This window comes from Neobacillus vireti (assembly GCF_036962345.1).
GTDB lineage: Bacteria > Bacillota > Bacilli > Bacillales > Cytobacillaceae > Neobacillus > Neobacillus vireti_A.
Map to the genome: position 1 here is coordinate 341,622 of NZ_JBALNB010000012.1, position 25,830 is coordinate 367,451.

Annotated in this window: 20 protein-coding genes and 1 riboswitch; of the genes, 14 read left to right on the forward strand and 6 right to left on the reverse strand. The window is 35.5% G+C overall.

The features are described 5' to 3' along the window. Positions 1-205: 205 nt before the first annotated feature. Both V7108_RS16110 and V7108_RS16115 read left to right on the forward strand, forming a co-directional pair. On the forward strand, positions 206-862 hold the full coding sequence (locus V7108_RS16110; RefSeq protein ID WP_335509301.1) for a 5-bromo-4-chloroindolyl phosphate hydrolysis family protein: 657 nt from the start codon (positions 206-208) through the stop codon (positions 860-862). Continuing rightward, positions 859-2,046, forward strand: coding sequence for a toxic anion resistance protein (locus tag V7108_RS16115; RefSeq protein WP_335509299.1), 1,188 nt, complete (start codon positions 859-861; stop codon positions 2,044-2,046). Before V7108_RS16110 ends, V7108_RS16115 begins: the two co-directional genes overlap by 4 nt. Positions 2,047-2,254: 208 nt before the next feature. Beyond that, positions 2,255-2,339, forward strand: a riboswitch (cyclic di-GMP riboswitch). Positions 2,340-2,878: 539 nt separating this feature from the next. Here the strand turns inward: V7108_RS16115 and V7108_RS16120 are convergent. Beyond that, on the reverse strand, positions 2,879-3,928 hold the full coding sequence (locus V7108_RS16120; RefSeq protein ID WP_335568841.1) for a multicopper oxidase domain-containing protein: 1,050 nt from the start codon (positions 3,926-3,928) through the stop codon (positions 2,879-2,881). A 211-nt stretch (positions 3,929-4,139) separates the two neighbouring features. On the opposite strand from V7108_RS16120, the gene V7108_RS16125 reads away from it, so the two are divergent. Both V7108_RS16125 and V7108_RS16130 read left to right on the forward strand, forming a co-directional pair. Then, positions 4,140-4,817, forward strand: a complete 678-nt coding sequence (locus V7108_RS16125) for a copper homeostasis protein CutC (protein WP_335568842.1) — start codon at positions 4,140-4,142, stop codon at positions 4,815-4,817. Between the two features lie 39 nt (positions 4,818-4,856). Then, positions 4,857-4,994 carry a hypothetical protein gene (locus V7108_RS16130; RefSeq protein WP_335568843.1) on the forward strand — a complete coding sequence of 46 codons (138 nt, stop codon included), beginning with the start codon at positions 4,857-4,859 and terminating at the stop codon, positions 4,992-4,994. Positions 4,995-5,093: 99 nt separating this feature from the next. On the opposite strand, the gene V7108_RS16135 is transcribed toward V7108_RS16130, so the two are convergent. Beyond that, a complete protein-coding gene (locus V7108_RS16135) occupies positions 5,094-6,800 on the reverse strand; it encodes a hypothetical protein (protein WP_335568844.1) in 1,707 nt (568 codons plus the stop codon). Between the two features lie 43 nt (positions 6,801-6,843). Continuing rightward, positions 6,844-7,146, reverse strand: coding sequence for a hypothetical protein (locus tag V7108_RS16140; protein ID WP_335515990.1), 303 nt, complete (start codon positions 7,144-7,146; stop codon positions 6,844-6,846). Positions 7,147-7,407: 261 nt separating this feature from the next. Between V7108_RS16140 and wecB the strand changes: the two genes are divergently transcribed. From wecB to V7108_RS16160, 4 genes are all read left to right on the forward strand, one after another. Next, positions 7,408-8,556: a non-hydrolyzing UDP-N-acetylglucosamine 2-epimerase gene (gene wecB / locus V7108_RS16145; protein WP_335568845.1), complete on the forward strand. Its 1,149-nt coding sequence runs from the start codon at positions 7,408-7,410 to the stop codon at positions 8,554-8,556. Positions 8,557-8,641: 85 nt separating this feature from the next. Then, on the forward strand, positions 8,642-9,514 hold the full coding sequence (gene galU, locus V7108_RS16150; protein WP_335515996.1) for a UTP--glucose-1-phosphate uridylyltransferase GalU: 873 nt from the start codon (positions 8,642-8,644) through the stop codon (positions 9,512-9,514). Positions 9,515-9,812: 298 nt separating this feature from the next. Then, a complete protein-coding gene (locus V7108_RS16155) occupies positions 9,813-12,629 on the forward strand; it encodes an SH3 domain-containing protein (RefSeq protein WP_335568846.1) in 2,817 nt (938 codons plus the stop codon). 158 nt (positions 12,630-12,787) lie between these two features. Continuing rightward, positions 12,788-15,190 carry an N-acetylmuramoyl-L-alanine amidase gene (locus V7108_RS16160; protein ID WP_335568889.1) on the forward strand — a complete coding sequence of 801 codons (2,403 nt, stop codon included), beginning with the start codon at positions 12,788-12,790 and terminating at the stop codon, positions 15,188-15,190. A 25-nt stretch (positions 15,191-15,215) separates the two neighbouring features. On the opposite strand, the gene V7108_RS16165 is transcribed toward V7108_RS16160, so the two are convergent. Beyond that, positions 15,216-16,694: an ArnT family glycosyltransferase gene (locus V7108_RS16165; RefSeq protein WP_335568847.1), complete on the reverse strand. Its 1,479-nt coding sequence runs from the start codon at positions 16,692-16,694 to the stop codon at positions 15,216-15,218. Positions 16,695-16,954: 260 nt separating this feature from the next. Here V7108_RS16165 and V7108_RS16170 point away from each other — a divergent pair, with 260 nt between their 5' ends. The 3 genes from V7108_RS16170 to V7108_RS16180 all read left to right on the forward strand — a co-directional run bounded on the left by V7108_RS16170 (position 16,955) and on the right by V7108_RS16180 (position 20,930). After that, the gene (locus V7108_RS16170; protein WP_335568848.1) at positions 16,955-18,328 is read left to right on the forward strand and encodes an oligosaccharide flippase family protein; all 1,374 of its coding nucleotides are present in this window, start codon (positions 16,955-16,957) and stop codon (positions 18,326-18,328) included. A gap of 34 nt (positions 18,329-18,362) precedes the next feature. Then, a complete protein-coding gene (locus V7108_RS16175; RefSeq protein WP_335520323.1) occupies positions 18,363-19,355 on the forward strand; it encodes a glycosyltransferase family 2 protein in 993 nt (330 codons plus the stop codon). A gap of 306 nt (positions 19,356-19,661) precedes the next feature. Next, positions 19,662-20,930, forward strand: a complete 1,269-nt coding sequence (locus tag V7108_RS16180) for a hypothetical protein (RefSeq protein ID WP_335520320.1) — start codon at positions 19,662-19,664, stop codon at positions 20,928-20,930. Between the two features lie 51 nt (positions 20,931-20,981). Here the strand turns inward: V7108_RS16180 and V7108_RS16185 are convergent, their stop codons facing one another. Both V7108_RS16185 and V7108_RS16190 read right to left on the reverse strand, forming a co-directional pair. Next, complete coding sequence (locus V7108_RS16185; protein WP_335520317.1) at positions 20,982-21,377, reverse strand: GtrA family protein; 396 nt, start codon at positions 21,375-21,377, stop codon at positions 20,982-20,984. A gap of 148 nt (positions 21,378-21,525) precedes the next feature. Next, entirely contained in the window at positions 21,526-22,518 is a 993-nt protein-coding gene (locus V7108_RS16190) for an LCP family glycopolymer transferase (protein ID WP_335568849.1), read from the reverse strand. Positions 22,519-22,868: 350 nt separating this feature from the next. On the opposite strand from V7108_RS16190, the gene V7108_RS16195 reads away from it, so the two are divergent. The 3 genes from V7108_RS16195 to V7108_RS16205 all read left to right on the forward strand — a co-directional run bounded on the left by V7108_RS16195 (position 22,869) and on the right by V7108_RS16205 (position 25,770). Then, a complete protein-coding gene (locus V7108_RS16195; RefSeq protein WP_335513778.1) occupies positions 22,869-24,005 on the forward strand; it encodes an SDR family NAD(P)-dependent oxidoreductase in 1,137 nt (378 codons plus the stop codon). An 89-nt stretch (positions 24,006-24,094) separates the two neighbouring features. Further along, a complete protein-coding gene (locus tag V7108_RS16200) occupies positions 24,095-25,057 on the forward strand; it encodes a lipopolysaccharide biosynthesis protein (RefSeq protein WP_335513776.1) in 963 nt (320 codons plus the stop codon). Then, positions 25,054-25,770 (forward strand): glycosyltransferase family 2 protein, encoded by a 717-nt coding sequence (locus V7108_RS16205; protein WP_335513774.1) that lies wholly within the window; start codon positions 25,054-25,056, stop codon positions 25,768-25,770. The genes V7108_RS16200 and V7108_RS16205 overlap by 4 nt, the downstream gene beginning before the upstream one ends. The last annotated feature ends 60 nt before the right edge of the window (positions 25,771-25,830 follow it).

A 25,830-nucleotide genomic window follows, 5' to 3' on the forward strand; every position in this document is an offset into this window, starting at 1 on the left:
GTCACCGCCATCACAAAAAAACATCAAAATACGTCTTAGGTCTTAGTCTTTTTTACGTTTGTGGTCTATGGAAAGCAGGAGTTTTATGGTGTATTGTTGAAGTAATGGAAGGTTTGTTACTTTTCTAGCATTTAGTATTTATTGAAACATTTCCGTTGTTCATTCGTATGTAAATAAAGGATTTATTAGTCAGGAGTCGATTATGATGAACCGATTTTTATCGTTTCTTGTTCAGAGTGTAGTCACTGTTCCAACCGCAGCCATTGCATGGTTTACCAGCTATTTTGCTTTCAATCAGACATTTTTGCTTTCATCAGCGATCGCATTAGGAGGCGGGGTCATCGTCTACAATATTACCTCCGCCGTTATGACGTCCCGCTTTTTGAAAAAACATCAGCTCACTAGAAAAGAATATCGTTATATAAAGAAGAATTTGGATGAAGCCAAACAAAAAATTAATCGTCTAAACAAATCGTTATTTACAATTCGTGATCTTTCAACAGTAAAACAGAGACTGGACGTACTCCGTATTACGAGGAAAATACAAAATATGACAAAGTCAGAGCCAAGGCGATTTTATAAAGCCGAGAAATTTTACTTTTCTCATTTAGATTCAGTCGTTGAGCTAACAGAGAAATATCGTTTCTTATCCCAACAGCCGAAGAAAAGCCATGAGATTGATGTTTCCTTATATGAGACGCGTCAAACCTTAACAGACCTAACTAAGGCACTAGAAGAGGATCTCTATCATGTCATTTCAGACGATGTGGATTCCCTGAATTTTGAAATTGATGTGGCGAAACATTCCATCAAAAAAATAAACGATACTAAAACTATAGATGAAAGCAGGAGGTTAAAATGAGCGGAAATAACTCACCTCAGTTCAATAAAAATGGAAATTTATTAGATGATATTCTAGCCAACCCGTTCGGTGACACCGAGCTTGTCCCACAACAAGAAGCACAGCAGGTCTCCCAGCTTCAGGAAGCAAAGCCAACAAAACTTATTGATGTGATCCCTGAGGAAAATCGGGCAAAAGCCTATCAGCTCGCTGAACAAATTGACCCGAGAAACCATCAGGCAATGATTACCTACGGTTCCCAGGCACAAGGTAAGCTATTAAGCTTTTCGCACACCATGCTCGAGCATGTGCAGAAAAAGGATATTGGTGAGGTAGGCGAAATCATCAGCGATCTAATGAAGAGATTGGATGAGGTTAATCCAGATGAGTTAAAGGATGGAAAGCCATCCTTTTTCGGGCGTTTGTTTGGAAAAATTTCTAACTCCATGCAAGAAGTGCTGTCAAAATATCAAAAGACCGGTGCACAGATTGACCGTATTAGTGTGAAACTTGATCGCAGCAAGAACGTGCTGTTATCAGACATTAAATTATTGGAACAGCTATATGAAACAAATAAAGAATATTTCCATGCCTTAAATGTCTATATTGCAGCGGGCGAAATTAAGCTGGAAGAGCTCCATCAAAAAACCATTCCTGAAATGAAACGGGCCGCAGAGGCAACAAGTGATCAAATGAAGTTCCAAGAAGTTAACGATATGATTCAGTTTGCAGACCGTTTGGATAAACGCTTATACGATTTAAAATTGAGCCGTGAAATCACCATTCAGAGTGCTCCACAAATCCGCTTAATACAAAACACGAACCAGGCGCTTGTGGAAAAAATACAATCTTCCATTATGACAGCGATTCCGCTTTGGAAAAATCAAGTTGCCATTGCACTTACTCTTATTCGTCAGCGTCATGCAGTCGAAGCTCAGAAAAAAGTATCGCAGACTACAAATGAGTTATTATTAAAAAACGCTGAAATGCTGAAGACGAACACGATTGAGACGGCAAAAGAAAATGAACGCGGTCTCGTTGATATTGAAACACTTAAGAAGACTCAGGAAAACTTAATCACTACGCTTGAAGAAACCATGCGCATTCAAGAAGAAGGGCGTCACAAACGCCGTCTAGCTGAACAAGAGCTAGCTAATATGGAAAACGATTTGAGAGTAAAACTATTAGAAATAAAGGGTAATTAAAGTAGGCTCTTATCGTAAAGATTGTAGTTAAATAAAGAAGATTTTAACGTGGAATTGTTATTTTGGGCTTTTAGATTTAGTTTCTAACGTATTTATAAAAATTAGGCAGAGCAGCATACCAAAAAAATAGAAAACGCACACAAAGTAGTGCGAAGGTCTCTTTATTATATTGAGCTTGTATAATATAGTTCTTATTAACAACATAAATCGTACGAAACGGCAAAACTATTGAAAAATGGTGACGCAAAACTATAGGGGCTAATGTTTTAGGACGATGCCAGCCAGTTACCGAACACGATCCTCTGCGATTTATGTAAATCAATTGAGGAGGTTTTCTTTGTGCTGTTAAAAAATGTATTTTTAAGGGGTAAATATTACTATCATCTTTTTCAATATCATCACATTGAAATGCTAAAAAATGATTGTTTAATTGATGAGCTTAAATGCGAACTAAAAGTGAAATCCTTATACCATAATAGTAAAGCCATTGAACTTGGTGCAAGAATATAAACGTGTAGCCCGGGGAATTCCCTGGGCTATCTTTCTGTTTTCAAGAATTAGTTGTGGATAATGCAGTGGATAACTGTGGGTAACTGGATAACTACTGTGTATAACTATTGTCGGTTTGGGGATATTTTTTAATCTGACGTGGATAACCTCTTAATAACTATAACAAAAGTGTTTTATCTGTGGGTAATTTCCCTGAAGCTGTTGATAACTACTATTTGATTAGAATTCCAGCATTTTATAAAAAGTGAGAAGCACCGGAAATGTCCTGCACCGATGCTTTCTGTCCGTCTTTCTAGCTCCAGCGCGCTTACGCTTTTCTTTGTTAGTGTGACATACCCTGACTGCCATCATCAAGGCCGTCTTTTGTAACTTTGATAATTCCAACCGCCCCTTTGGTTGCGTGGTTGAATTGGTGGGTAACAATGGGATAACTGCCTTCTTTGGTAACAGTGAATTCAACAACAGCACCTCCACTGGCCGGAAGCATTACCGTCTGCAAGCCTTTCATGAGATTAAATGGATTCCCATCGATATAAACGTTGTCAAAGACGGTGCCGACAACGTGGAAGCTGCTAACTTCATTTGGCCCCACATTGTTAACGTAAATCCTAATTTTGTCGCCAACCTTGGCTAGGAGTGGAGTGTCGACCAACGCACCAACTGTACCGTTTGTATTCAAATCGCCCTCTGTTAAAGCTTTAGCTGAAAATACAACATTACTAGGGACACCATTGGTAAAATCCTCAAGGTCATTGTACTTATACCATTCATTTTGTACAATCACAAATTCGCGGTCAATTTCACTATCAGTTGGGTAGCCATTTTTAGGCTTAACAATAATGGTACCATGCATTCCGTTTGCGATATGAGATAAAACAGGCTTCGTTCCACAATGATACATGAAAACTCCGGGATTATTAGCTGGGTAGGTAAAGCTGCCAGATTCATTTGGCATTACATCAATAAAATCCTTTGAAGGAGAGGCGTGAACTGCATGAAAGTCCATACTATGCGGGATGGCCGGATCCATATTTTTTAAGGTAAAGTTAATGGTATCTCCTTCATTTACCACAATTACTGGTCCAGGGGCTTCGCCATTAAATGTCCATGCTTTATATATAAAATCCTTGGTAATTTCGATGTCGGTAATCTGTGCGGTCATTTCAACATTAACTTCGTGTTCACCAACACGTTCTATGCTGAGTGGAATGGGTGTTTGGTTGAGATTTTTATGAGGTTCAATAACTTGTGAGGAGGTATTCGTTTTCGCATTCGCAACTTGATGTTCCAATGGATCTTTTCCTGCATTACAAGCACCTAAAAATAAAACAGAACTGAACATAATCGCTGCAAATTTTACGATTTTTCTCATTTAGATCCTACCCCTTTTATATAATTTGTTTACACTTTCATTGTAAATTTTGTAAAAATTATCCTAGTGATTCCAATCACTGATTTTTCTGAATATAGTGAACAAATTGTGAAATGTTGAGCAATTAAAAGTACCGATAAGTTATTTATGTTAATTAAGCTGTTAAAGAAACTTTTTGCTAAAATGGATAATGAAACAGGAGGGATTAAACATGATGATTGAATACATAGCAGTAACAGTGGAGGATGCAAAATTCATTGAGAAATCCGGGGCAGACCGTATTGAATTGGTTTCGGGATTAACGGAGGGAGGTCTAACCCCAAGCTACGGGTTAATCGACAAGGTGGTCAAAAGTGTCAGAATTCCAGTAAACGTTATGGTGAGACCACATGGACAATCGTTTTGTTACTCAGAAGATGACATTGCAATTATGAAAAATGATATCCGTATGATTCAATCATTAGGGGCAAATGGTGTTGTCTTCGGTATGTTGGATAAGGAAGGGAATGTTGACTTCCGCCAGCTAGAAGAGTTATTAACGGAAGCAGGAACAATGGAGGTAACCTTTCATAGAGCCATCGACAGTTCCAGTAACATAGTGGAAAACGCTGAAAAATTGGATCGCTATAATGAAATCACTACCATCTTAACTTCAGGTGGTTATGGTGAGTGGAATTCACGAATCGAAACCTTGTTAAACATGAAAGCGGTTTGCAGAAACACGGATATTCTAATAGGAAGCGGGCTTTCAAAGGAGAATATCCGAGAGGTTCATGAGCAGGTGGGGACCAATTGTTACCACTTTGGCACAGCGATAAGAGAGGACCAAAGCATATTAAAAAACGTTTCCTTAGAAAAAGCGCTTGAGATCGTTCATACCTTGAAATAATTGGGCATATTAAAAACAACCTATTATTTGGAGGACACCATGAATAAAGAAAAAGGCAAAACCAGCGAAGGCCTCAACCAAATCTTCGAAATCATCAATGCCAAAGGTGATGACGGAGAACTAAAACAAATCGTCCAAAACAACGATAGCAAACAGCAGACCGGAAAAAATGCATAAAAGAGTGCATAAATAGGAATAAATGAATAAATGGTGCCTGTCACCGTCCGTGGACAGTGGACACGGACGGTGACAGGCACCCATTCATTGGCATCCCATCTATTGTTTTACAAATTGTTGGTTTATGTATGCGTACTTTTCTGATTGACCTTGGTCGCCGATAAGTTCTAGTATATTTTCTATTAACTTAGGAGTAGACATCCCTTTTACTGTTATGTCTGTTCGGAGACTTATGTTACCATTTTCAGAAATTGGACTGTACACCCATACAAACGATTCAAATGTTTGGCTGAGTGCCATAATGACAATTTCAGGGTTGCCACTATTATCAAAATCGTATGCTGCATGATAAAGGGAATAGCCTTCTTTTAAGGACCCGTTTTCATCAAATGGTGAAACCTCAGATTCAATTATCAGATCAAAGCTGGTTTCAACAGTTTGGCTATCCTTTAATACTAGGCTTTTACCTCCGTTTGGATTTCCTTGCCCAAACGTTAATTGCTGTTGTTGTCCATCTGCAGTAAATACAAAGGGGCTCTCACTATCCCATCGTATAAAAGGCTCTAATGGCGGTTCTGGTAATGATGACTTCTTTTGCTCATTTACTCCAGCGGTACCTGTGTTAGAGGCAGCTGCCTTTTCCTTATTATCTGTAAGCAGGTCATACACAAGGTACAGACCACTTCCAGCAACAAGGGTAAAGCAGAGGACAAACGATAAATGAATACCACGCTTCTTAAAAAACTTAATGGCTGGATTTGCGGTTTCATTCTGTACTTCGGTTATCAACTTTCTAAAGCTGCCAGTTGAAATCTGTTGAAGTTCTTCCCTAGCACCTTTATTCTTCCAAATCGATCTTGGGTGAGATTTTAAGTAAACCTTCAAAGCTCGATAGTAGTGATGATCCAATTGAAGGCTTTTGGCTGTCCACTTAATAAACGATATCAGTTGTTCCTCATCTGCATTTTTACTCAAATACGCAAATAATTGCGGGTACTGATAACTTCCTTCCTCATTAGCAAACGCAGCGAGTATATGCTGGAAGTATTCAGTAGAAAGATTGCACCGCAGCACATTTCTTATTACTGCTTGCAACTCCTCCCGAAGAGAAGGGGTTACCTCCTGAAGCAGCAAAGCCGCGGAAATTCCTGGTGTGTGAAATAGATGCTGTAGTACCATCATGCTTTTGTATTTATGGAGGATGCGTTTATCCTTAAGCTCATGCTCGTTAAGCTTCCCGGATGTTACCTCTCTAAAAGCAGCAATTTCCTTGAGCGTAATTTTCTGTAAATCAAGTTTGTCCAGTAAGGCAATTTCTGAATAAACCATCATTTTATCTTTTATTTTAGTGAAATCAACTTCAGGATTGTTCAACGTAAAGGCCTTCACCCTGCTGGCTGCTATAAAAATATCAGGAGAATCGCCGACAGCATTAGCCGTTTTTTGGATCGCAAGTATTTGAAAGTACACATTCTTAAGAAAATAGGGGTATGTTTCAAGTAGGTTCGTAATTTTGTTTAAAATCTCTTCGACACTAGTAAGGTTGATCTTCTCATCAAGGTAACCCTTCAAAAGATCGGTGTAATCACGGTTTTGATTTATAAACAGTATTACTGACTTGTGGATAACAGGATGATTCTCAATCATTCCCCAAAATTTAAGGAAAGTTGGATGGCTGTGGTAATATTCAAGGGTGTTTAGAATCAAAGCAAGCTCAATATCTGTAAGGGACATTTTGTTAGATTCGAGCACGTCTTTAAATGATTCAATGTTATACTCTGAGTTTTTTTTCTCATAGAAGCTCACTTTCCCCGTCTCCTTTTTCAGTTTCTACTATTAATATAGTAAATTACATTTCTTTTTTAGAAATGGGTATAAATTTATTAAAGATTCCGATACACGTTATCTGACCTAAGCCAATTTCGGTAAAATCTGTTTTATAGACTGATAAAATGAAGTAATCTGAATGTGTTGTTCCCATATCAAAAACCTTTTCCCCTGCGAATGAAAGAATACCCTTCTCTACAATAGTAGAAGATTGATCCATTGCTTCATGAGTAATCCACTCTAAGTAAGTTGAACGTTCAGGGTTTGTTTCTGTTAATACAAATACAATCACTATCAATAGAATAATAGAAATGATCCGTTTCACCTTTTAACCCCTATTCTAATATTTTCAAATTCTTCCATAAATTTAGTATAAATCTCAAAAATTTGAATGTAAATATAATTTGGAAGAGAATTCCTTAGTTCTACTTCGCAGTATTAGGTGAAATGGCAGAAACGAAAAAATCATTGAAGACGCCAGTTTTGATGAAGTAGTCAGTTATAGTGCTTTTAGTCATCTATTTTGTTATTATTTAGATGGTTGTAACATTTTGTCAAAGTAATGATCATCCATGTGGAGGTTTTTATGAAGAATCAGTTAAAAGTGATGACTGTTTTTGGGACGAGACCAGAAGCGATTAAAATGGCTCCCCTTGTAAAAGAATTAGCGAACTATAATGAAAAAATCGATTCAATTGTAACCGTTACGGCGCAACATAGAGAAATGCTTGATCAAGTCTTAAACATTTTTGATATTAAACCAGATTATGACTTAAATATCATGAAAGACCGCCAATCCTTAATTGATGTAACGACCCGATGCTTAGAAGGATTGAACAAAGTATTTCAAGAGGTTAAACCTGATATCGTGTTGGTCCATGGTGATACCTCAACTACGTTTGTCGCAAGTTTGGCTGCCTTTTATAACTCTATTCCAATTGGGCATGTCGAGGCTGGCCTGCGGACAAGGAATAAATACTCTCCTTACCCTGAAGAAATGAACCGTCAGCTTACAGGAGTATTAGCCGATTTGCATTTTTCACCAACAACTCAATCGAAAGAAAACCTATTGGTTGAAAATAAGCGGGAAGACTCAATTTTTGTTACAGGAAATACTGCCATTGATGCGTTAAAAACTACTGTAAAAGACCATTATTCCCATCCCGTATTAGATAATCTTGGCAGTGATCGGTTAGTATTGATGACCGCACATCGTAGAGAAAATCTAGGGAAACCAATGGAAAATATGTTTAATGCCATCAGAAGATTGGTTGAAAAGCACGAAGATATTCAGGTGGTATATCCAGTTCATATGAACCCCGTTGTACGAGAAATCGCGAATAGAGTGCTGGGTGAAAATAATCGTATCCACCTAATTGAGCCATTAGATGTCATCGATTTTCATAATTTTGCTTCCAGGGCCTATTTGATTCTAACCGATTCTGGCGGTGTCCAAGAAGAAGCACCTTCCTTAGGAGTTCCGGTGCTTGTTTTAAGAGATACAACGGAGCGGCCGGAAGGAGTTACGGCAGGTACACTAAAGCTTGCTGGTACAGATGAAGAGACCATTTACCAGCTTGCGGATGAACTGCTGTCCGATAAAGAAGCGCACGACATAATGAGCAAAGCGTCTAATCCATATGGTGATGGACAGGCTTCCGAAAGAATTGTGAAGGCAATACTCTATCATTTTAATCTGACGAATGAAAAGCCGGTAGACTTTGGAGATTTCTAAAAAAAGAAAGAAAACCAATTGTATTCGGGAATAATGGTAATAGGCGCTTTATATTAAAATGAGGAAAGGAAGGGGAAAGATAACCATGCAAAAGGTGAGAAAGGCTATTATCCCAGCTGCAGGTCTTGGAACACGTTTCTTACCAGCTACAAAAGCAATGCCAAAAGAAATGTTGCCCATTGTAGATAAGCCAACGATCCAATACATAGTAGAGGAAGCAATTGAATCTGGAATTGAAGATATCATAATCGTAACAGGAAAAGGGAAAAGATCCATTGAAGATCATTTTGATTATGCCTTTGAACTTGAACAAACTTTGCTTAGCAAAGGAAAGCTCGAACTTTTAGAAAAAGTACAAGAACCATCAAGGATGGTGGATATACACTATATTAGACAAAAGGAACCTAAAGGGCTCGGACATGCGGTATGGTGTGCTCGTAATTTTATTGGCAATGAACCATTTGCTGTTTTACTAGGAGATGATATTGTTCAAGCAGATACCCCATGTTTGAAACAACTAATAAATGAGCACGATCGAACACATTCTTCTGTTATCGGGGTAAAAAAGGTACCGGAAAATGAAACAAACCGTTATGGGATTATTGACCCTATCCATCAAGATGGACGTTCCTTCCAAGTTCAAAATTTTGTAGAAAAGCCAAAATTAGGAACTGCGCCATCGAATTTAGCGATTATTGGAAGGTATATTTTTACCCCTGAAATTTTTATGTTCTTAGAAAAACAGGAAATCGGGGCCGGGGGCGAAATTCAGCTGACAGATGCTATCCAAAATCTAAATCATATTCAACGTGTTTTTGCCTATGAATTTGAAGGTGAAAGATATGATGTAGGAGAAAAGCTGGGCTTTATTGAAACCACAATTGAATTTGCTCTTCAAAAGGAAGAATTGAGGGAAGATTTAATAAAGTTTATGGCGAAAAAACTTGAAACTTTATAAACGATAAAAAATAACTCTCCGGTCTAATCAGGAGGGTTATTTTTTATTCTGGAGAAATGACTGAAAATATCAATTAATTTCTACTATATTGATGGTGAAAAATACTAATTACAAATATTGATAATTTATTACAAAAAATGACTAGGTATGATATTATTCTACCTAGAAAGAGAGTATTATAGTTTCTTGCGCTATTTATTATGCTAGACTAATAGTATGTATGAAAATATGAAGCTTGTCGATTTAAGTTATTATTCATATTTTTATGTATAAAATATTTTTTATAGGAGTATGATACATGCGAGGAAAGTTGGTTCTAACAGGTATGCTGTTTGTGGGTTCTACTATTCTTTCAGATGGATCAATTGCTTTTGCCAATAATAATGCGAATTCATTTATTGTTGAAGAAGTAAAACCTGGAATAGTTAATGAACAAAGTACAGTCGTATCTGAAAGCAAAGATGGTACTTTAATAGAAAAAGAAGAATCAATTGGAGAAAGTGGCAGTCCAACTGAGGAAGTTTCTTCCAAAGACAACTTAACAATTACTGAGGAAGAAACCAACCCAGTAATAAAAGAAGGTACTTCAGAGTCAATACAAACTTTTTCAACTCAGTCGATACAAAATCCCTCAGTTAAATACTCAACTCATGTTGAAAATATCGGTTGGTTAGGAAATGTGTCTGATGGAAAAATGTCAGGTACAGCAGGCAAGTCATTGCGATTGGAAGGTATAAAGATATCATTAGGTAATGCACCCTATTCCGGAGGTATCACTTACAAGACACATGTTCAAGATTATGGCTGGTTAAATAATGTATCCGACGGAGCATTATCTGGAACAACTGGTGAAGCTAAACGTTTAGAAGCGATCCAAATTAATTTGACCGGTGAAATGGCAAAGCATTACGATATTTATTACCGTGTCCATGCAGAAACCTATGGTTGGCTCGATTGGGCTAAAAACGGGGCATCTGCTGGTACACAAGGATTAACGAAACGCTTGGAAGCCATTGAGATTGTCTTAGTGGCAAAAGGTGGAGCTGCACCAGGTGCGACAAATAGACCATTAATTATTGATCCATCTGTCGTTTATTCTACTCATGTTCAAGATTATGGGTGGTTAGCGGGTGTATCTAATGGAAAAATGTCCGGAACACAAGGACAAGCAAAACGAATGGAAGCCATTAAGATTTCATTGAAAAATTCTCCTTACTTTGGAAGTATTACTTATAATACCCATGTTCAAGATTATGGCTGGTTAAGAAATGCATCAAATGGAGCCATATCTGGAACATCAGGTGAAGCTAAACGTCTAGAAGCGATTCAAATTAATTTGACTGGCGAAATGGCGCAGCATTACGATATTTATTACCGTGTCCATGCAGAAACTTATGGTTGGCTTGATTGGGCTAAAAATGGGGCATCTGCTGGTACACAAGGACTATCGAAGCGCTTGGAAGCCATTGAGGTTGTCCTAGTAGCGAAAGGTGGAGCAGCACCAGGTTCTACCAAAAATCCATTTATTATGGATCCATCTGTTGTTTATACTACCCATGTTCAAGATTACGGTTGGTTAGCGAATGTATCTGATGGAGAAATGTCAGGAACACAAGGCCAGGCAAAACGAATGGAGGCCATAAAGATTTCATTAAAGAATACTCCATATATTGGAGGTATTTCTTATAGGACCCATGTTCAAGACTATGGCTGGTTAACGAATGTAACGAATGGAGCATTATCTGGAACATCTGGTAAAAGTAAACGTTTAGAAGCGATCGAAATGCAATTGACTGGCGAAATGGCACAACATTACGATATTTATTACCGTGTCCATGCAGAAACCTATGGTTGGCTCGACTGGGCTAAAAATGGGGCATCTGCTGGTACAAAAGGGCTCTCGAAGCGCTTGGAAGCCATTGAGATTGTTCTAGTGGCAAAAGGTGGAGGAGCACCAGGTGCAACTAATAAACCGTTTATTGAGCCAGCTTTAACTTATGTAACGAATAACTATAATATGACGTTAAATAATGCACTAAATATGCAAATGAAGGTTACTCCACAGACTGATAAATATAGAGATGCTCCTGCTTATGTTAGCAGTCAATACATCAATGTATTCAATGCTGGTAAGATAAGTGGAAGCAGTGTAAACCTTAGAACCTCTCCAGATACGGTTAGTAAAATCGCTGCAAACGTTGGTAATGGGACGATTTTCAAACTACTGGATAATAATGTGACGGGTGAACAGGTTTCAGGTAGTACAAAATGGTATAAAATTGAATACAACGGGGAAATTTTGTACGTGCATAGTAGTCTTGCCACAGCTAATTTAAGAATGGGTCAGGTAACAGAGGGTCCACTTAATATTAGAGCTGATAAGAGTGCAACTAGTCATATTTACAGTTCAGTAAAAGCAGGCACTCTATTAACTATTTTGGAAGAAGATAAGAGTGGCTGGTATAGAGTAAGCTGGGGTAGTTGGCGTAACGCAAAATCCGCAGATGTGCTGCCTTATTTGGACCCAACTAAGTTTATTAACGATGAAAAGCAAAGATTCCAATTTATGAGCCTTACAAAAACTAGCGGGGTATCAAAAGAGACGTTAAATAAATACCTTGTCGGAAAAGGAATTTTAGAAGGTCAGGGGCAGGCATTCATTGATGCGGGAATTAAATATGGAATTAATGAAGTATATTTAATGGCACATACTTTGTTAGAAACAGGACATGGTACTTCTACTCTTGCAAAAGGAATAGAATATCAGGGTAAGAAGGTTTATAACATGTACGGTGTTGGAGCACTTGATCATTGTCCAGATGAATGTGGAGCTGAAACAGCTTTTGAAAAAGGTTGGTTTAGCCCTTACGATGCAATCGTGGGTGGTGCTTTCTTTATTGACAATGGTTATTTGGGTGGTAATAACTACTATGGCGTAGTCCAAAATACAATATATGAAATGCGTTGGAATCCAGAAGTAATGGCTACTCTAGGTAGTGCTGGACATCAATATGCAACAGATATTGGCTGGGCTTATAAACAAGTTTCAGCGATGTATGATGTTTATAAAATACAACCATATAACATTACTTTAGAAATACCAGTATATAAATAAGACAATATCTGTAAAGAGCTGTCCTCAAAAGTTGAGGGCAGTTTTTTTTATTTCTAAAAATTCTTAAACAAAATTCAACAAATTTTTTAGATTAATACCCAAAATAATACAAAAAACCTATATAATAGTTTAGAAGGAGGGGAAATATTGTTGTGTTAATGAAAAAGTACATAGTGTTTATTCTTTTTTGTCTTGTAATGTCATCTCTTTATTCTCCTAATCTAGCATTCTCACAGGAGTTTAATTCAGGTGACATTAATGCTGAATATGTTGAAACAATCGAAAAGACAAACATATTTAACATAGATGAAAAAATAGTAGGAGAATTCGAACCTGCTACTCAGGTAAGAATCGATACGATACAGGATGGAAAAGTTTACTTTCAGTGGGATGGAGAATTGGCCTATATTGAAGAAAACTCGACCAAAGTTGTCACTTTCGAAAATATTCAATCAGTAGGAAATCAAGATAATATTGTTAAATCAGGAGACGAAGAATTACCAAGTCCAAGTATCGAACAAAGCAAAACTTCATTGCAGAAAAGTAATATCGTTCCTGAACCTGCACCTTCACTTTTAGCAGTTGAAAGTCCTTCGATTAGTTATACCTCTCATGTACAAGACTTCGGCTGGCAAAACAAAGTTTCTGATGGAAATATGTCAGGTACAGAAGGACAAGCAAAACGATTAGAAAGTATTAAAATTTCAGTTGGTAATGTACAAGATTTGGGTGTGAAATACTCTACGCATGTAGAAGACTATGGTTGGTTAGGGTATGTTTCTAATGGAGAAAAAAGCGGAACTACAGGAGAAAGCAAACGATTAGAAGCTATAAAAATCGAACTAACTGGATCAAAGGCTAAAAATTATGATATTTATTATCGCGTTCATGCAGAAAAATATGGCTGGATGAAATGGGTGAAGAACGGTGAGATGGCAGGAACTAGTGGTGAAGCAAAGCGTTTGGAAGCTATTAAAATTATAATTGTAGAAAAGGGTTCCTTACCACCTGGTATCGATTCTAATACTCCAGAAGCACCTGTCAAATTAATCCCCTCAGTCGTATATAAGACCCATGTACAAGATAAAGGTTGGTTGGATCCTGTAACAGATGGGAAAGTAAGTGGAACACAAGGGCAGGCAAAACGTTTAGAAGCAATCACTATAAATTTGCAAAATTCACCTTATAGCGGTGATATTAAATATTCAACTCAAATACAAGATAATGTCTGGGGAAGTCCTGTTCTAAATGGTGGAGTATCTGGAACAATTGGACAAAGCAAACGAATAGAAGCTATAAAAATTGAGTTGACTGGTGAAATTGCAATTTACTATGATGTTTACTATCGCGTTCACTCTGAGACGTTTGGCTGGTTAGGCTGGGCAAAAAATGGTAAAGCTGCAGGCACCAATTTGCTATCAAAACGCTTGGAAGCCATTCAGATAGTTCTAGTTGAAAAGAATGGAGAGGCACCTAGCACATCAGTTGCGCCGTTTTTAACAAGACCATCAGTTGTTTATTCATCGCATGTTGAAACATATAGTTGGTTGGATTATGTATCAGATGGTGCGATGAGTGGGACTCAAGGTAAAGCGAAACGATTAGAAGCAATTGTCATTAATTTAAAAAATAATCCATATCGTGGAGGAATTACCTACTCAACCCATGTTCAAGACTATGGCTGGATGGAAACCGTATCCAATGGGCAAGTTTCCGGTACATTGGGACAAAGTAAACGGGTAGAAGCCATTAAAATGGAGTTAACGGGTGATTTAGCAAATGACTTTGATATTTACTACCGTGTTCACTCACAAGATTATGGCTGGCTAGGCTGGGCAAGAAATGGGATGAAAGCTGGCACTGAAGGTTTGGCAAAACGATTAGAAGCCGTAGAAATTAAGTTAGTTCCTAAGGGAAAAGGTGCACCAGTTAGTGAAAAAGAGTCATTCAAGCAACTTAGGCAGTCAATTAAAGTATTTTTAGACCCTGGTCATGGTGGATATGATCCCGGGGCAGTTTATGGCCCTTATCATGAAGCAGACTTGAATTTAGCTGTTGCGAAAAAGGTCGAATCCATATTATCGACCCGCGGCTATCAAGTATATATGTCTCGTCATAACGATACCGCTTTAGGATTGCTGGATCGTCCGCAAATGGCTAATGATTTAGCTGCAGATATTTTCGTTAGTATTCATACAAATGCAACAGCTGGTGGACCAACTTCTGTTACTGGTATTGAGTCTTATTACTATGAATTTGACCCTGATTACCCTTCAAAAATAAATCAAGATATGCATGATAATTCTGAAAGAATTGCAAGAAGTGTTACACTAACTACATTAATACAAGATAACATGGTTAGTTATACAGGGGCTGTTGATCGTGGAATAGATGGTAATACATTAGCCGTTATACGTGAATCTGCTATGCCTGCAACTTTAGTAGAAATGGGTTTCATTAATAACTCAAGCGACCGTCAAAAATTATTTACTGATTCTTATCAAAACAAATTAGCACAGGCAATTGCAGACGGAATAGTTGAGTACTTTAAAATTTATTAATTTCAGGGACTAGAAATCAATATTTCTAGTCCCTTTTTTCTTTAATGGGCTGTAAATATCCTATGGAACTTAAAATTATTAGCACAGGTGTCAGACTGACAATATATCGCGATCGTGTTTCCCAAAGAAGAAAGAAAAAGAAAAACCCGATTAACGATATCATGGCAAAAGTGAAAAAATCATTGTTTCTTCTTTCTGTTTTCCAATGGAAAAAGGAAAAAAATAGTACCCCGCCCAACAGGAGTAAATGCTGTATGCGTGCATACCCTAGCAATAAAATTCCGGACTTTCCGTCTGTAAGCGCCTGAAAGTTGCTTGGTATTATTGGATTGCGGCTTAGCTTGTTTAAAGAGAAATAGGTACCATCGGCCCAAGTACTTGTTAATTTCTTCGAGATAAAAGACACATTTCCCATTAAACCTCGACTCTTAATCCGTTTTTTCGATTCTGTCACGTGAAACTTAATGAGTTCCTCCCTCGGTTTTTCCTGGATATTATTTAGTGTATATCTAAAATCAGTATCGTTGAACATGCCGTGGCTTTGGTCATTTTGACCCATTAAAAACCAGTGGGTTATAGGGAATCTATATTTATCTACATTATTTTTATCCAAGATATTGCTATCAAATATCCAGCTATTAAATAATGTTTTTACGACAAAAAATAGTAAGATTGGCAGGATAGCAAGGGATTTTTTCCAGTTTTTCATGTGGATAAAAAGTGTAATGCTTAAAGCAATCATAAAAACAATCATTGATCCTTTTAAAAGGACACCGAAAGACATGATAACCGAAGAAAGAATTAGCAGAATGACATTATAACGAAATGAATGATTCTTTTTCATAGCTAGTATGAGCATTGGAACAAGCAAAAAGGGCAATGAAATTGTATCCGTATAAACGATAGGTGAGTAAAAAATGTAGGGAAAAAAGAATATCCCTAAAATAAATCCATAAAGTCCAATTTCCTTGCTCCCAACCTTTGTTCCAAGCAGGTAAATCATGTACTGGCTAATCGTAATGAGAATGAGATTGATCACTTGATAAACTAGTAAATTGGGCGAGAAAATTTTACCTAAAAACGCCATCAAACAAACAGCAAAAACATTATTGGGATAGAATTCAAAATACGATACAAGCTTTCCTGTTTGAAGAAGATGTTTTGATTCATCAACCAATATACCAAAATCCCAGCTTGGATTAATATTTAAATACTTTAACACCAATATTTGTAGAACGATACTAGTAAGTAAGAGGGGAATGACGATTTTCTTAGTATTTATATTGCGAAGGGTCCGAGTGAGTAGTTTCCTTAACAGGAATAAAAATAGAATCAGCGTTATAGACAAAATAATAGTATAGGTATTAAAATACTTTGGTGCCTGGAAACTTAAAGTATCGAAGCTAGAACTATTAAGTATGTTCAGTATCATAATAATTAGGATTAAAAAAGCAAAAATTGTATATATGAACTTCTCCAGCCATAATGTCACTTTGTTTAGCACATTCGTTACTCCTTCAATAAGTTATTATTGTGGGAAGGTTTTTAATCTTGCAATATAGACCATTATAGTATTGTCAATAGTTTTTGACGATATATGTATACCCTGAAAATATAATTAAGGAAATAATATAGGATATTAATATTAAATAAAAAGTTCCTGGGGGAAATATTGAATTTGTTGCATGATTTTAATGGTATAATATTAAACGTTGATTTTCTTTGGTTTGTCATGGGATTCTCAGAATACTTTATTAGAAAGATGTGATTCAAATACTAAAGAATGGTTTTTGGAACTTATTTGGTACAGTGTTTATTATTCTTAGCGGAGCAATTTTAACATTGGTAGCACCAAAAATTCTAACTGTAGAACAATTCGGGTTATGGAGGATGTTTATTCTTTATTCCACATATGCGGGAATTCTTCATTTAGGTGTAGCAGATGGATATCTGTTAAATAATGTTTCTAAGTCAATTTCCAATGCTTTTAACAGTCTTAGGCGGAGCATGCCATTTTTAATTGTTCAGCAAATTCTTATATCAGCAATTATCTATTTCATCCTTTTACTATACATAAATGATAAGCAGCTGCTTTTTATTGCAGCTAGTGTGTTGATTTTTTCTATTACAATTAATCTGAGAACCCTCGTTGATAATTTTTTGATTATCAGTAAGGATTTTAGAAGGTCAAACATTGTAAAAATAATGGAGAAGGCGTTATTTCTTTTAGTATTATTCGCCTTTTTGACTTTCGGGAAGATTAGTTATCAGTTATTAATAGGTTTATTTATTTTTGCTTCACTTAGTGCATTGATTTTCCTCATTATATTGGTTAAACCTAAAATAGAACTATCAAAAGGAATTGTAAAGGATAATATTTCAGATATTAAAATAGGAAGTCAGCTTTTATCTAGCAATATTTTGATTATCTTGTTATTTAACATAGATAGTGTTTTTGTAAATATGTACTTGGGTATTAAGTCATTTGCAATTTTCTCATTCGCTATAACAATTATAATGCTAATTAACCAGTTTGCAGAATCGATATCACAAGTCCTTTTTCCGTATTTAGCTACTGATTTGCGAAATAAATTATTTAGTGCAAACATTATGGTTGTCAGTGGTATGTTTGGTTTATGGGTATTAATTTTACAGTTTTCTTTTTTATTTCTACCATTAATAAATATTGTTTTTCCTGAATATGCAGAGAGCGAAATGATTATCTTTATTTATTTAATTACCTCGTTATTTACATTAATTATTCGTATTTCGCAAAATAATTTATTTAAAGTACTCAATGCTCAAATTGTTTTTGTAAGAATCGAGGTTATAGTACTTTTATTATTAATCGTACTTTTATTTATTTTCAATTCCAACATGAGTACCACGGTGATTTCAATATTAATTTTAATTACACGATTTGTTTGGTTTTTAATGAACGAAATTTATCTTAAAAGTGACAAAAGGTTTTTATTAAAGATTGTCACTGGTTTTTTATTGTATGGTGGAATCTATGTAAGTATTTATTTTTATGTAGAAAATATATACTTGAGGTTCATCTTATTTACTATTATTGCATTGCCGCTCTATATTGTAGGTTTTAAAAATTTTTACAAAAAAAGAAAATTATCGCAATAAAATAGAGCTTATTAAAACTAGGAGTGAAAAAATGATTAACTTACCGAAATTAACAATCGTTGTTCCTTGTTACAATGAAGAAGCTACTTTAGAGGAAACTACTAAAGAACTTACAAGGGTTATGGACGAATTAGTCGAGGGGAATAAAGTAAATAAAGAAAGTATTATCTTTTATGTTGATGATGGGAGTTCAGATAATACATGGGGGATTATTGAAGAAAAAACTGAAAAAAATCCTTATGTTCAGGGATTAAAGTTGAGCAGGAATTTTGGTCATCAAGGAGCACTCATTGCTGGGTTAGAAACCGCAAGAAAGTTTTCAGATTGTGTGATTTCTATAGATGCTGACCTGCAAGATGATGTTGATGTTATTAAAGAGTTTGTTGGAAAGTATCAAGAAGGTTATGAAATTGTATATGGTGTAAGAGATAAAAGGGATACGGATACACCATTTAAAAGAAATACTGCTTTATGGTTTTACAGTTTAATGGAAAAATTGGGTGTCAAATTAGTGCCCAATCATGCAGATTATCGTTTGATGAGTAAAACAGCGTTAGATGAATTTGTTAAATATCAGGAAGAAAATTTATTTATTCGGGGAATTATCCCTCTTCTAGGTTTTAAAACAGCAAAAGTCTATTACAATCGAAAAGAAAGATTTGCGGGTGAATCTAAGTATCCATTAAAGAAAATGATCGCTTTCGCATTAGAAGGAATCACATCCTTTAGTGTAGCCCCAATACGAGCTGTCTCTTTCCTAGGGTTGATAATGGTTTTAATTGGATTTGGAATTGCTGTTTATACTTTATTTTCAAAGATTTTTTCCTATACAGTAAGTGGTTGGACTTCTTTAATGTTATCTATATGGATTGTCGGTGGAGTCCAGTTAATAGCTCTGGGGATTATCGGAGAATATATTGGGAAAATATTCAAAGAAGCGAAAAGAAGGCCGAGATATACAATCGAACATAATAGTTATTATGAGAAACAAAAAGTAACACCAATGGATCGTATGAAAAGTAAGTAAGTATTTTGAAGGGAAGTCTTACGATTAATGCTCAACATGCAAAGGAATAATAAACGATTTTTTGAACAACCATATCTTTTTTTTCTTATCTACTCTATTTTTATAATGTTATTTTTTACCCATTCTTCTCCTCTTTTTGCGATGCATTATTGGGTTGATTCTAATTCATTTTTTACTGTTGGAAAAGGGATGGTGAATGGGTTAGTTCCTTATCGCGATCTTTTTGAACAAAAGGGACCGTTTTTATACGGATTACATGCTATAGCTTCTTTAATTTCTGATACTAGCTTTTTGGGAGTATACCTTTTGGAAGCAATTGTGATGTTTTTAAATCTTAGTATGGCATATAAAATATCACGACTTTACTTAAATTGGCTGCCGTCCGTGGTTGTTGCTCTTTTTCTCCCAATTTTCCTGTTAAATCAAGGCTCATTTGCATTTGGTGATAGTGCAGAGGAGTTTTCAATTCCATTTTTAATGACATTTCTATATATTATTTTAAAACATTTTAAACTTCAATCTGATACACCATTTTCATGGAAGGTCTTTTTCATTAATGGTCTGCTGATTGGCTGTGTTTTCTGGATCAAATATACTCTTGTCGGAATTTGGATAGGTTTTTACCTGGCAGTTTTAATTATTTGTATCAGTAAAAAGAGCTGGAGAGAATTGTTAAACGCAGTAGTTTTTACTTTTTTTGGACTTGTGATTGCTACCCTTCCATGGTTCGTCTATTTTGGAATCAATCATGCGATAAAAGATGTTATTGATGTTTATATCAAATTTAATCTCTTTACTTATTCTTCAGAGTTAGGAACACTAGGGAAATTACTAAATTCTGCAGTCATATTTGGAAGGGCATTTAATGGTAATATTGAGGGGAAAATCCTAATGCTCATTGGGATGACGGCCTTTATATTTACAAAAAAGTATCTTGTGAATGCAAACCAGAAGTGGTTTTTCTATTGTTCTGTTGTATTTACAATTGTAGGAGTTTATTTTGGAGGCAGATCATACCCCTATTATTTCTTAATCATAACTCCTTTTTCTTTATTTGGGTTGATTGCAATTGCTGATTTTATTCAAAATAAACTTAAACCAGAGATTGAAGGGCTAAATAAAGGTCGATGGTTTTCGCTATCCATTGTTGCGCTGACGGCGTTTTACCTGTGCTTTGGAGTGAATGCCAACATCGAATATTCTAAGTTTTATATGAAGGATCCGCTGCCACAACAAACTTTTGCGAATATCATGCGGCAGGAACCTAACCCGACATTGCTAAATTACGGGGCCTTAGATGGTGGTTTTTACTTAGCGGCCGATATTACACCGAATATCCGCTATTTCCAAAGTCAAAATATTGATCATGCGCTTTATCCGGAAAATATGGACGAGCAGCATCGATATATTAAAGAAGGACTCGTTCAATTTGTTGTCGTTCGATTGTTTGGGCTGACACCTCCAGAACAAGTTGATATTCCTCACCTTGCAGATCGATATGAGTTGGTAAGCCAACAAGACCAATTGCTAGGAGGTACACAGTTCAGGTACCTGCTTTATAAGAAAGTTAAATAATAAATGTTAGGAAGGGGCCAGCACAGTTTGTGCTGGCCCTCTTTATTGGTGTCAATTATTAAACGTCCAGATTTTGTTTAAAAAATAATTGTAAAAAACATTAAAAAACGTCACGACTACTTGAGCGAAAAATTCTGATATATCAAAAATATCTACTAAACAATAAAGTAACAATAAATTAATTAGCAGTGATGAAAGGTAAACACCTATAAATTTTAAGGCTTGATTTACATTTCTCTTCTGTTTAAAAACAAAAGCAGAACTGAGAATATATCCATTTAAGAGCCCTGCACAATAGGCAATGGTGCTAGCAAGTAAGTAGTGAATACCAAGCTTTAACAAAAGGTAATATACAACCAATGAAATGGTCGTGTTTGTTACCCCAACTATACAAAATTTTAAAAACTGTCCGTACTTTTGAAGAGACACATTAATATTATTCAACATAGAATCCTTCCGTTTCTTTCTCTATTATTAATTTAATAATGTAAATTTGAAAAAAGACCTCAATTTTAATATTACCCAATAAAACTGCTTTATTTTGTCCATAGAATGAAAAACTCCTTTATTCTGAATATAAAGGAGTTTTGCTTGTTTAATTGTTATTTAAGATTGCAACAATTGTTTCTTCTGGTAATCCTAAGTGTGCACGCAATTCATTTGATAACATTTGTCTTGTATCTTCTGTTACCATGTAATACCAAACACTATTAATTATCTTTCCAGAGCCTTCAATTTCAAGTTTATCCATTGTTTCAGCTGCTGGCTTATAGGAAGACTGCATGCGAATGATTTCATTTAAGGTTAAGTTTGTTTTAATATTATTCTCAAGCGCATCTAGGATATCTGTATAATTAGTTAAGGTAGAGAGTGACTTCCCTTTATCAATAATCTTAGAGATTACCTCACGCTGGCGTTCGCCCCGGCCAATATCACCTCGAGGGTCTTCTTTTCTCATTCGAGCATAAGATAATGCTTCTATTCCATCTAAATGCTGAGGACCTTCTTCCAAGGTTACTCCATCAAGTTCAAAGGCATATTGATTATCAACATCAATTCCGCCAACTGCATCCACAATATCCTTAAAGCCCTGCATGTTTACTTCAATATAATAATCTATTGGGATATTTAAAAAGTTTTCAACGGTATCAATACTCATCTCGATACCGCCAAAAGCATAGGCGTGGTTAATTTTGTCGATTCGATCTTTCTTTGTTTTCGTCTTATCTATTAATTGTGTACGTGTATCCCTAGGAATACTTAATATTTTAGTAGTTTTTGTTTCAGGATTAACCGTAATGACTAACATTGAATCGGTCCGGCCGTTGTCACCTTCACGTTCATCGACACCAACCATTAAGATTGAAATTGGATCTTTTTCTTGGACTTCAATCTTCTCCTCCCGCTTTTCAGAAACTTCTCTTGAAATGGGATTATTCATTTTATCAACAGCACTAGCTACATCTGAATATACATTATAAAAATATAAACCACTGCCTGCTAACATGAAGAAAATAATTAAAAGAGTGACTCTGAACCAATTACCTTTCTTTTTCTTCTGTTTTCTCACCGCTCTAGTAATGTTCATATATAGTATTCTCCTTAATTAAAGGGGTTATTTTTTTGTAAAAATCAACCATTAAGCATAAAATAAATTATAACCCCGAAATTAAAGAAGTTCAACTGGAAATAAAAATCCGAAGGAAAAAAGTACAATATCTGACAGGATTCTGTTATAATTTTGTTTTGTTACGTTAACGGCCCGAAAATACCTTGACGAAGATTGTAGAATATTTCGGGAAAATGAATGAATAGTAAGGCGTTGTTAAGAATAATCACAAATAGCTGCAGGAAATTTTTTGTTCCATACATATAGACGTTAAAGTTAAAAAGTTGTTACATGTCTTAAAGAATAAAACAGGAAAGAAGGAAGCTATAATGTTAAAAAATGTTTTAATTACCGGCGGGGCAGGATTCATTGGCAGTAGTTTAGCCTTAAGATTATTAGAAAGAGGATATGAGGTAACAGTTCTCGATAATTTATCGCCGCAAATTCATGGTGAAGATGGTACCTCATCAGAACTTTTTTTGAAAATTAGAGATAAAGTCAACTTTATAAAAGGGGACGTTGTAAATAGCGATGACTGGAGAAAAGCATTAAAGGGACAAGATGTTGTGGTTCATTTAGCAGCCGAAACAGGTACTGGTCAATCTATGTATGAAATTAATAAATATATTGAAGTAAATGTTAAAGGAACTTCAAATTTATTAGATATATTAACAAATGAAGAACATCAAATAAAAAAAATTGTGGTAGCAGCTTCAAGGGCGATTTACGGAGAAGGAATGTACCATTGCACAGAGCATGGAACAGTATACCCTGTTGAAAGAATAGAAGCAGATATGAGTAAGGGTGATTTTGAAGTAAAATGCCCAATCTGTAATCGGAACGTTGAAGTAATGGCCACCACAGAAGAGACTAAAATTCATCCAACTTCTGTTTATGGAATTACCAAACAAATGCAGGAACAAATGTGTATGGTGGTCGGAAAATCTTTAAATATTCCCGTTGTAGGATATCGTTATCAAAATGTTTACGGCCCTGGGCAATCATTAAAGAATCCATATACAGGAATTCTTTCCATTTTCTCAACGATTATTAAAAACAACAATAATATTAACATTTTTGAAGATGGTTTAGAATCTAGAGACTTTGTTTTTATTGACGATATTGTAGATGCGACTATTTTGGGTATTGAAAAAGAAGAGGCAAACTTTGAAAGCTTTAATGTAGGTACTGGTGTTGCTACAACTGTAATCGAAGTCGCGAATGTCTTGAAGGAAAAATACCAGTCGGATACAGAAATTAATATTAGCGGCAATTTCCGCCTAGGTGATATTAGACATAATTATGCTGATTTGACTAAAGTACATGAAAAATTAGGTTTTGTTCCTAAAGTTAGCTTTGAAGAAGGTATTAGTAAATTTGTTGAGTGGGTTAACCAACAAGAAGTTGTTGAGGACCGTTATCAAAAATCAATAGAAGAAATGAAGAAAAAAGGGTTATATAAATAATGAAAGCTGAGCTAAAAAATAAAAAGATTTTGTTTTTATGTCCTTTATTTTTTAATTATCATAAAAAATTGATGCGGGCGATGGAATCTATGGGTGCTCAAGTCGATTATTTCGATGAGCGCCCATCCAATACGTTTCTTTCAAAAGCATTATTAAGATTAAATCGGAATTTTGTAACCGTACAAATTAACAAATATTACGAAGAAATTACATCAAAAATCAAAGATAAACAATATGATTACGTGTTTATTTGTCAGGCTGAAGCAACACCGAAATCTTTTTTGCAAGATGTGAGGCAAATGAATCCCGATGCACGATTAATGCTCATGCTATGGGATTCAGTAGCTAATAAAGTAAATACGCTTGAAAAATTAGACCTTTTTGATGAAGTCTTTTCATTTGATAAAAAGGATTGCGATCAATTTGGGTTAACCTTTCGTCCCTTGTTTTTTGATAAGGAATATGAAGAGCTTGCAAAGGATGAAACTGAGCTTGTCTACGATTTGTTTTTTGTTGGTACCGTCCATAGTGACCGGTATTTGATATTAAACGAAGTTAGAAAACAATTTGCAACTAATAACTTAAATGTTTTCTACTATCTCTATATTCCAAGTAAAATTATGTATTACCAACGAAAATTATTTACAAATGAATTAAAAGGCAGCCAGATATCAGATTTTTCTTATGAAGGGCTGCCAAGTGAACAATTAACGGCTAAATTAAAGCAATCTAAGGCAGTTGTGGATATTCAACATCCAAAACAAACAGGTTTAACCATGAGGACGATTGAAATGTTGGGTGCAAATAAAAAGATTATCACCACGAATACGGATATTCAAAATTATGATTTCTATCACCCGAATAATATTTGTGTGGTCGATCGAAATCATGTAGTGGTACCCAGCGAATTTATGACCACTCCATTTGTACCAGTGGATGAAAAAATTAAAGAGCGTTACACGATTAATTATTTTGTTTTAGATGTACTAGGGTTAACGGAAGAAAAGCAACATGGTTTTTATCTCGAGAGAAGTGGTGGGGGAAAGCAATGAAGGTTTCTGTAGCAATGGCCACTTATAATGGAGAAAAATATTTACAGCAGCAAGTGGATAGTATCCTTTCACAATTAAGCAGTGAGGATGAGTTGATTATATCTGATGATCATTCTTCAGATGGTACGCTTTCGATTATTGAGAAATATATGAAAGAAGATTCAAGGGTGAAGTTGTTCTTTAATGAAGAAAAAGGGGTAACTTCAAATTTTGAAAATGCGATCAAACGCACATCGAATGATATTATCTTTTTAAGTGACCAAGACGATATTTGGAAGCCAGAAAAGGTAAAAACTGTACTATCTTACTACGAAAAAAATCCTAAAGTTCAGATGATTATGTCTGATATAACCGTAGTTGATGATGAACTCAATCCAACAATTGATTCTTTTTATGCATTTAGAGGAAGTCGATCAGGTGTTATTAAAAACATCATAAAAAATAGTTATATTGGCTGTGCCATGTCTTTTAGGAAGGAACTAAAGGCTAAAATCCTGCCAATTCCAAGAAACGTCCCTATGCATGATATGTGGATTGGGTTGGTTGCTGATATGAATAAATCTGCATTACTGATACCTGAAAAATTAATTTATTATCGAAGACATGAGTCGACAGTAACAAGTGTTGAAAACAAATCTTCTTTGAAGGAAAAAATTCTGTGGAGATTTCAAATTTCATCCTTATTATTAAATGCATTTATTAAAAATAACTAGGAAATTACTGTAGAAAAGCGGGATCATTCTCATGAATGGTTCCTTATTTTTTACTAACCA

Bases quoted from the DNA above. Each gene is read 5' to 3' on its own strand.
- V7108_RS16110 (WP_335509301.1), top strand. From the start codon at position 206: ATGAACCGATTTTTATCGTTTCTTGTTCAGAGTGTAGTCACTGTTCCA.
- V7108_RS16115 (WP_335509299.1), top strand. From the start codon at position 859: ATGAGCGGAAATAACTCACCTCAGTTCAATAAAAATGGAAATTTATTA.
- V7108_RS16120 (WP_335568841.1), bottom strand. From the start codon at position 3,928: ATGAGAAAAATCGTAAAATTTGCAGCGATTATGTTCAGTTCTGTTTTA.
- V7108_RS16125 (WP_335568842.1), top strand. From the start codon at position 4,140: ATGATGATTGAATACATAGCAGTAACAGTGGAGGATGCAAAATTCATT.
- V7108_RS16130 (WP_335568843.1), top strand. From the start codon at position 4,857: ATGAATAAAGAAAAAGGCAAAACCAGCGAAGGCCTCAACCAAATCTTC.
- wecB (WP_335568845.1), top strand. From the start codon at position 7,408: ATGAAGAATCAGTTAAAAGTGATGACTGTTTTTGGGACGAGACCAGAA.
- galU (WP_335515996.1), top strand. From the start codon at position 8,642: ATGCAAAAGGTGAGAAAGGCTATTATCCCAGCTGCAGGTCTTGGAACA.
- V7108_RS16155 (WP_335568846.1), top strand. From the start codon at position 9,813: ATGCGAGGAAAGTTGGTTCTAACAGGTATGCTGTTTGTGGGTTCTACT.
- V7108_RS16160 (WP_335568889.1), top strand. From the start codon at position 12,788: ATGAAAAAGTACATAGTGTTTATTCTTTTTTGTCTTGTAATGTCATCT.
- V7108_RS16185 (WP_335520317.1), bottom strand. From the start codon at position 21,377: ATGTTGAATAATATTAATGTGTCTCTTCAAAAGTACGGACAGTTTTTA.
- V7108_RS16190 (WP_335568849.1), bottom strand. From the start codon at position 22,518: ATGAACATTACTAGAGCGGTGAGAAAACAGAAGAAAAAGAAAGGTAAT.
- V7108_RS16195 (WP_335513778.1), top strand. From the start codon at position 22,869: ATGTTAAAAAATGTTTTAATTACCGGCGGGGCAGGATTCATTGGCAGT.
- V7108_RS16200 (WP_335513776.1), top strand. From the start codon at position 24,095: ATGGGTGCTCAAGTCGATTATTTCGATGAGCGCCCATCCAATACGTTT.
- V7108_RS16205 (WP_335513774.1), top strand. From the start codon at position 25,054: ATGAAGGTTTCTGTAGCAATGGCCACTTATAATGGAGAAAAATATTTA.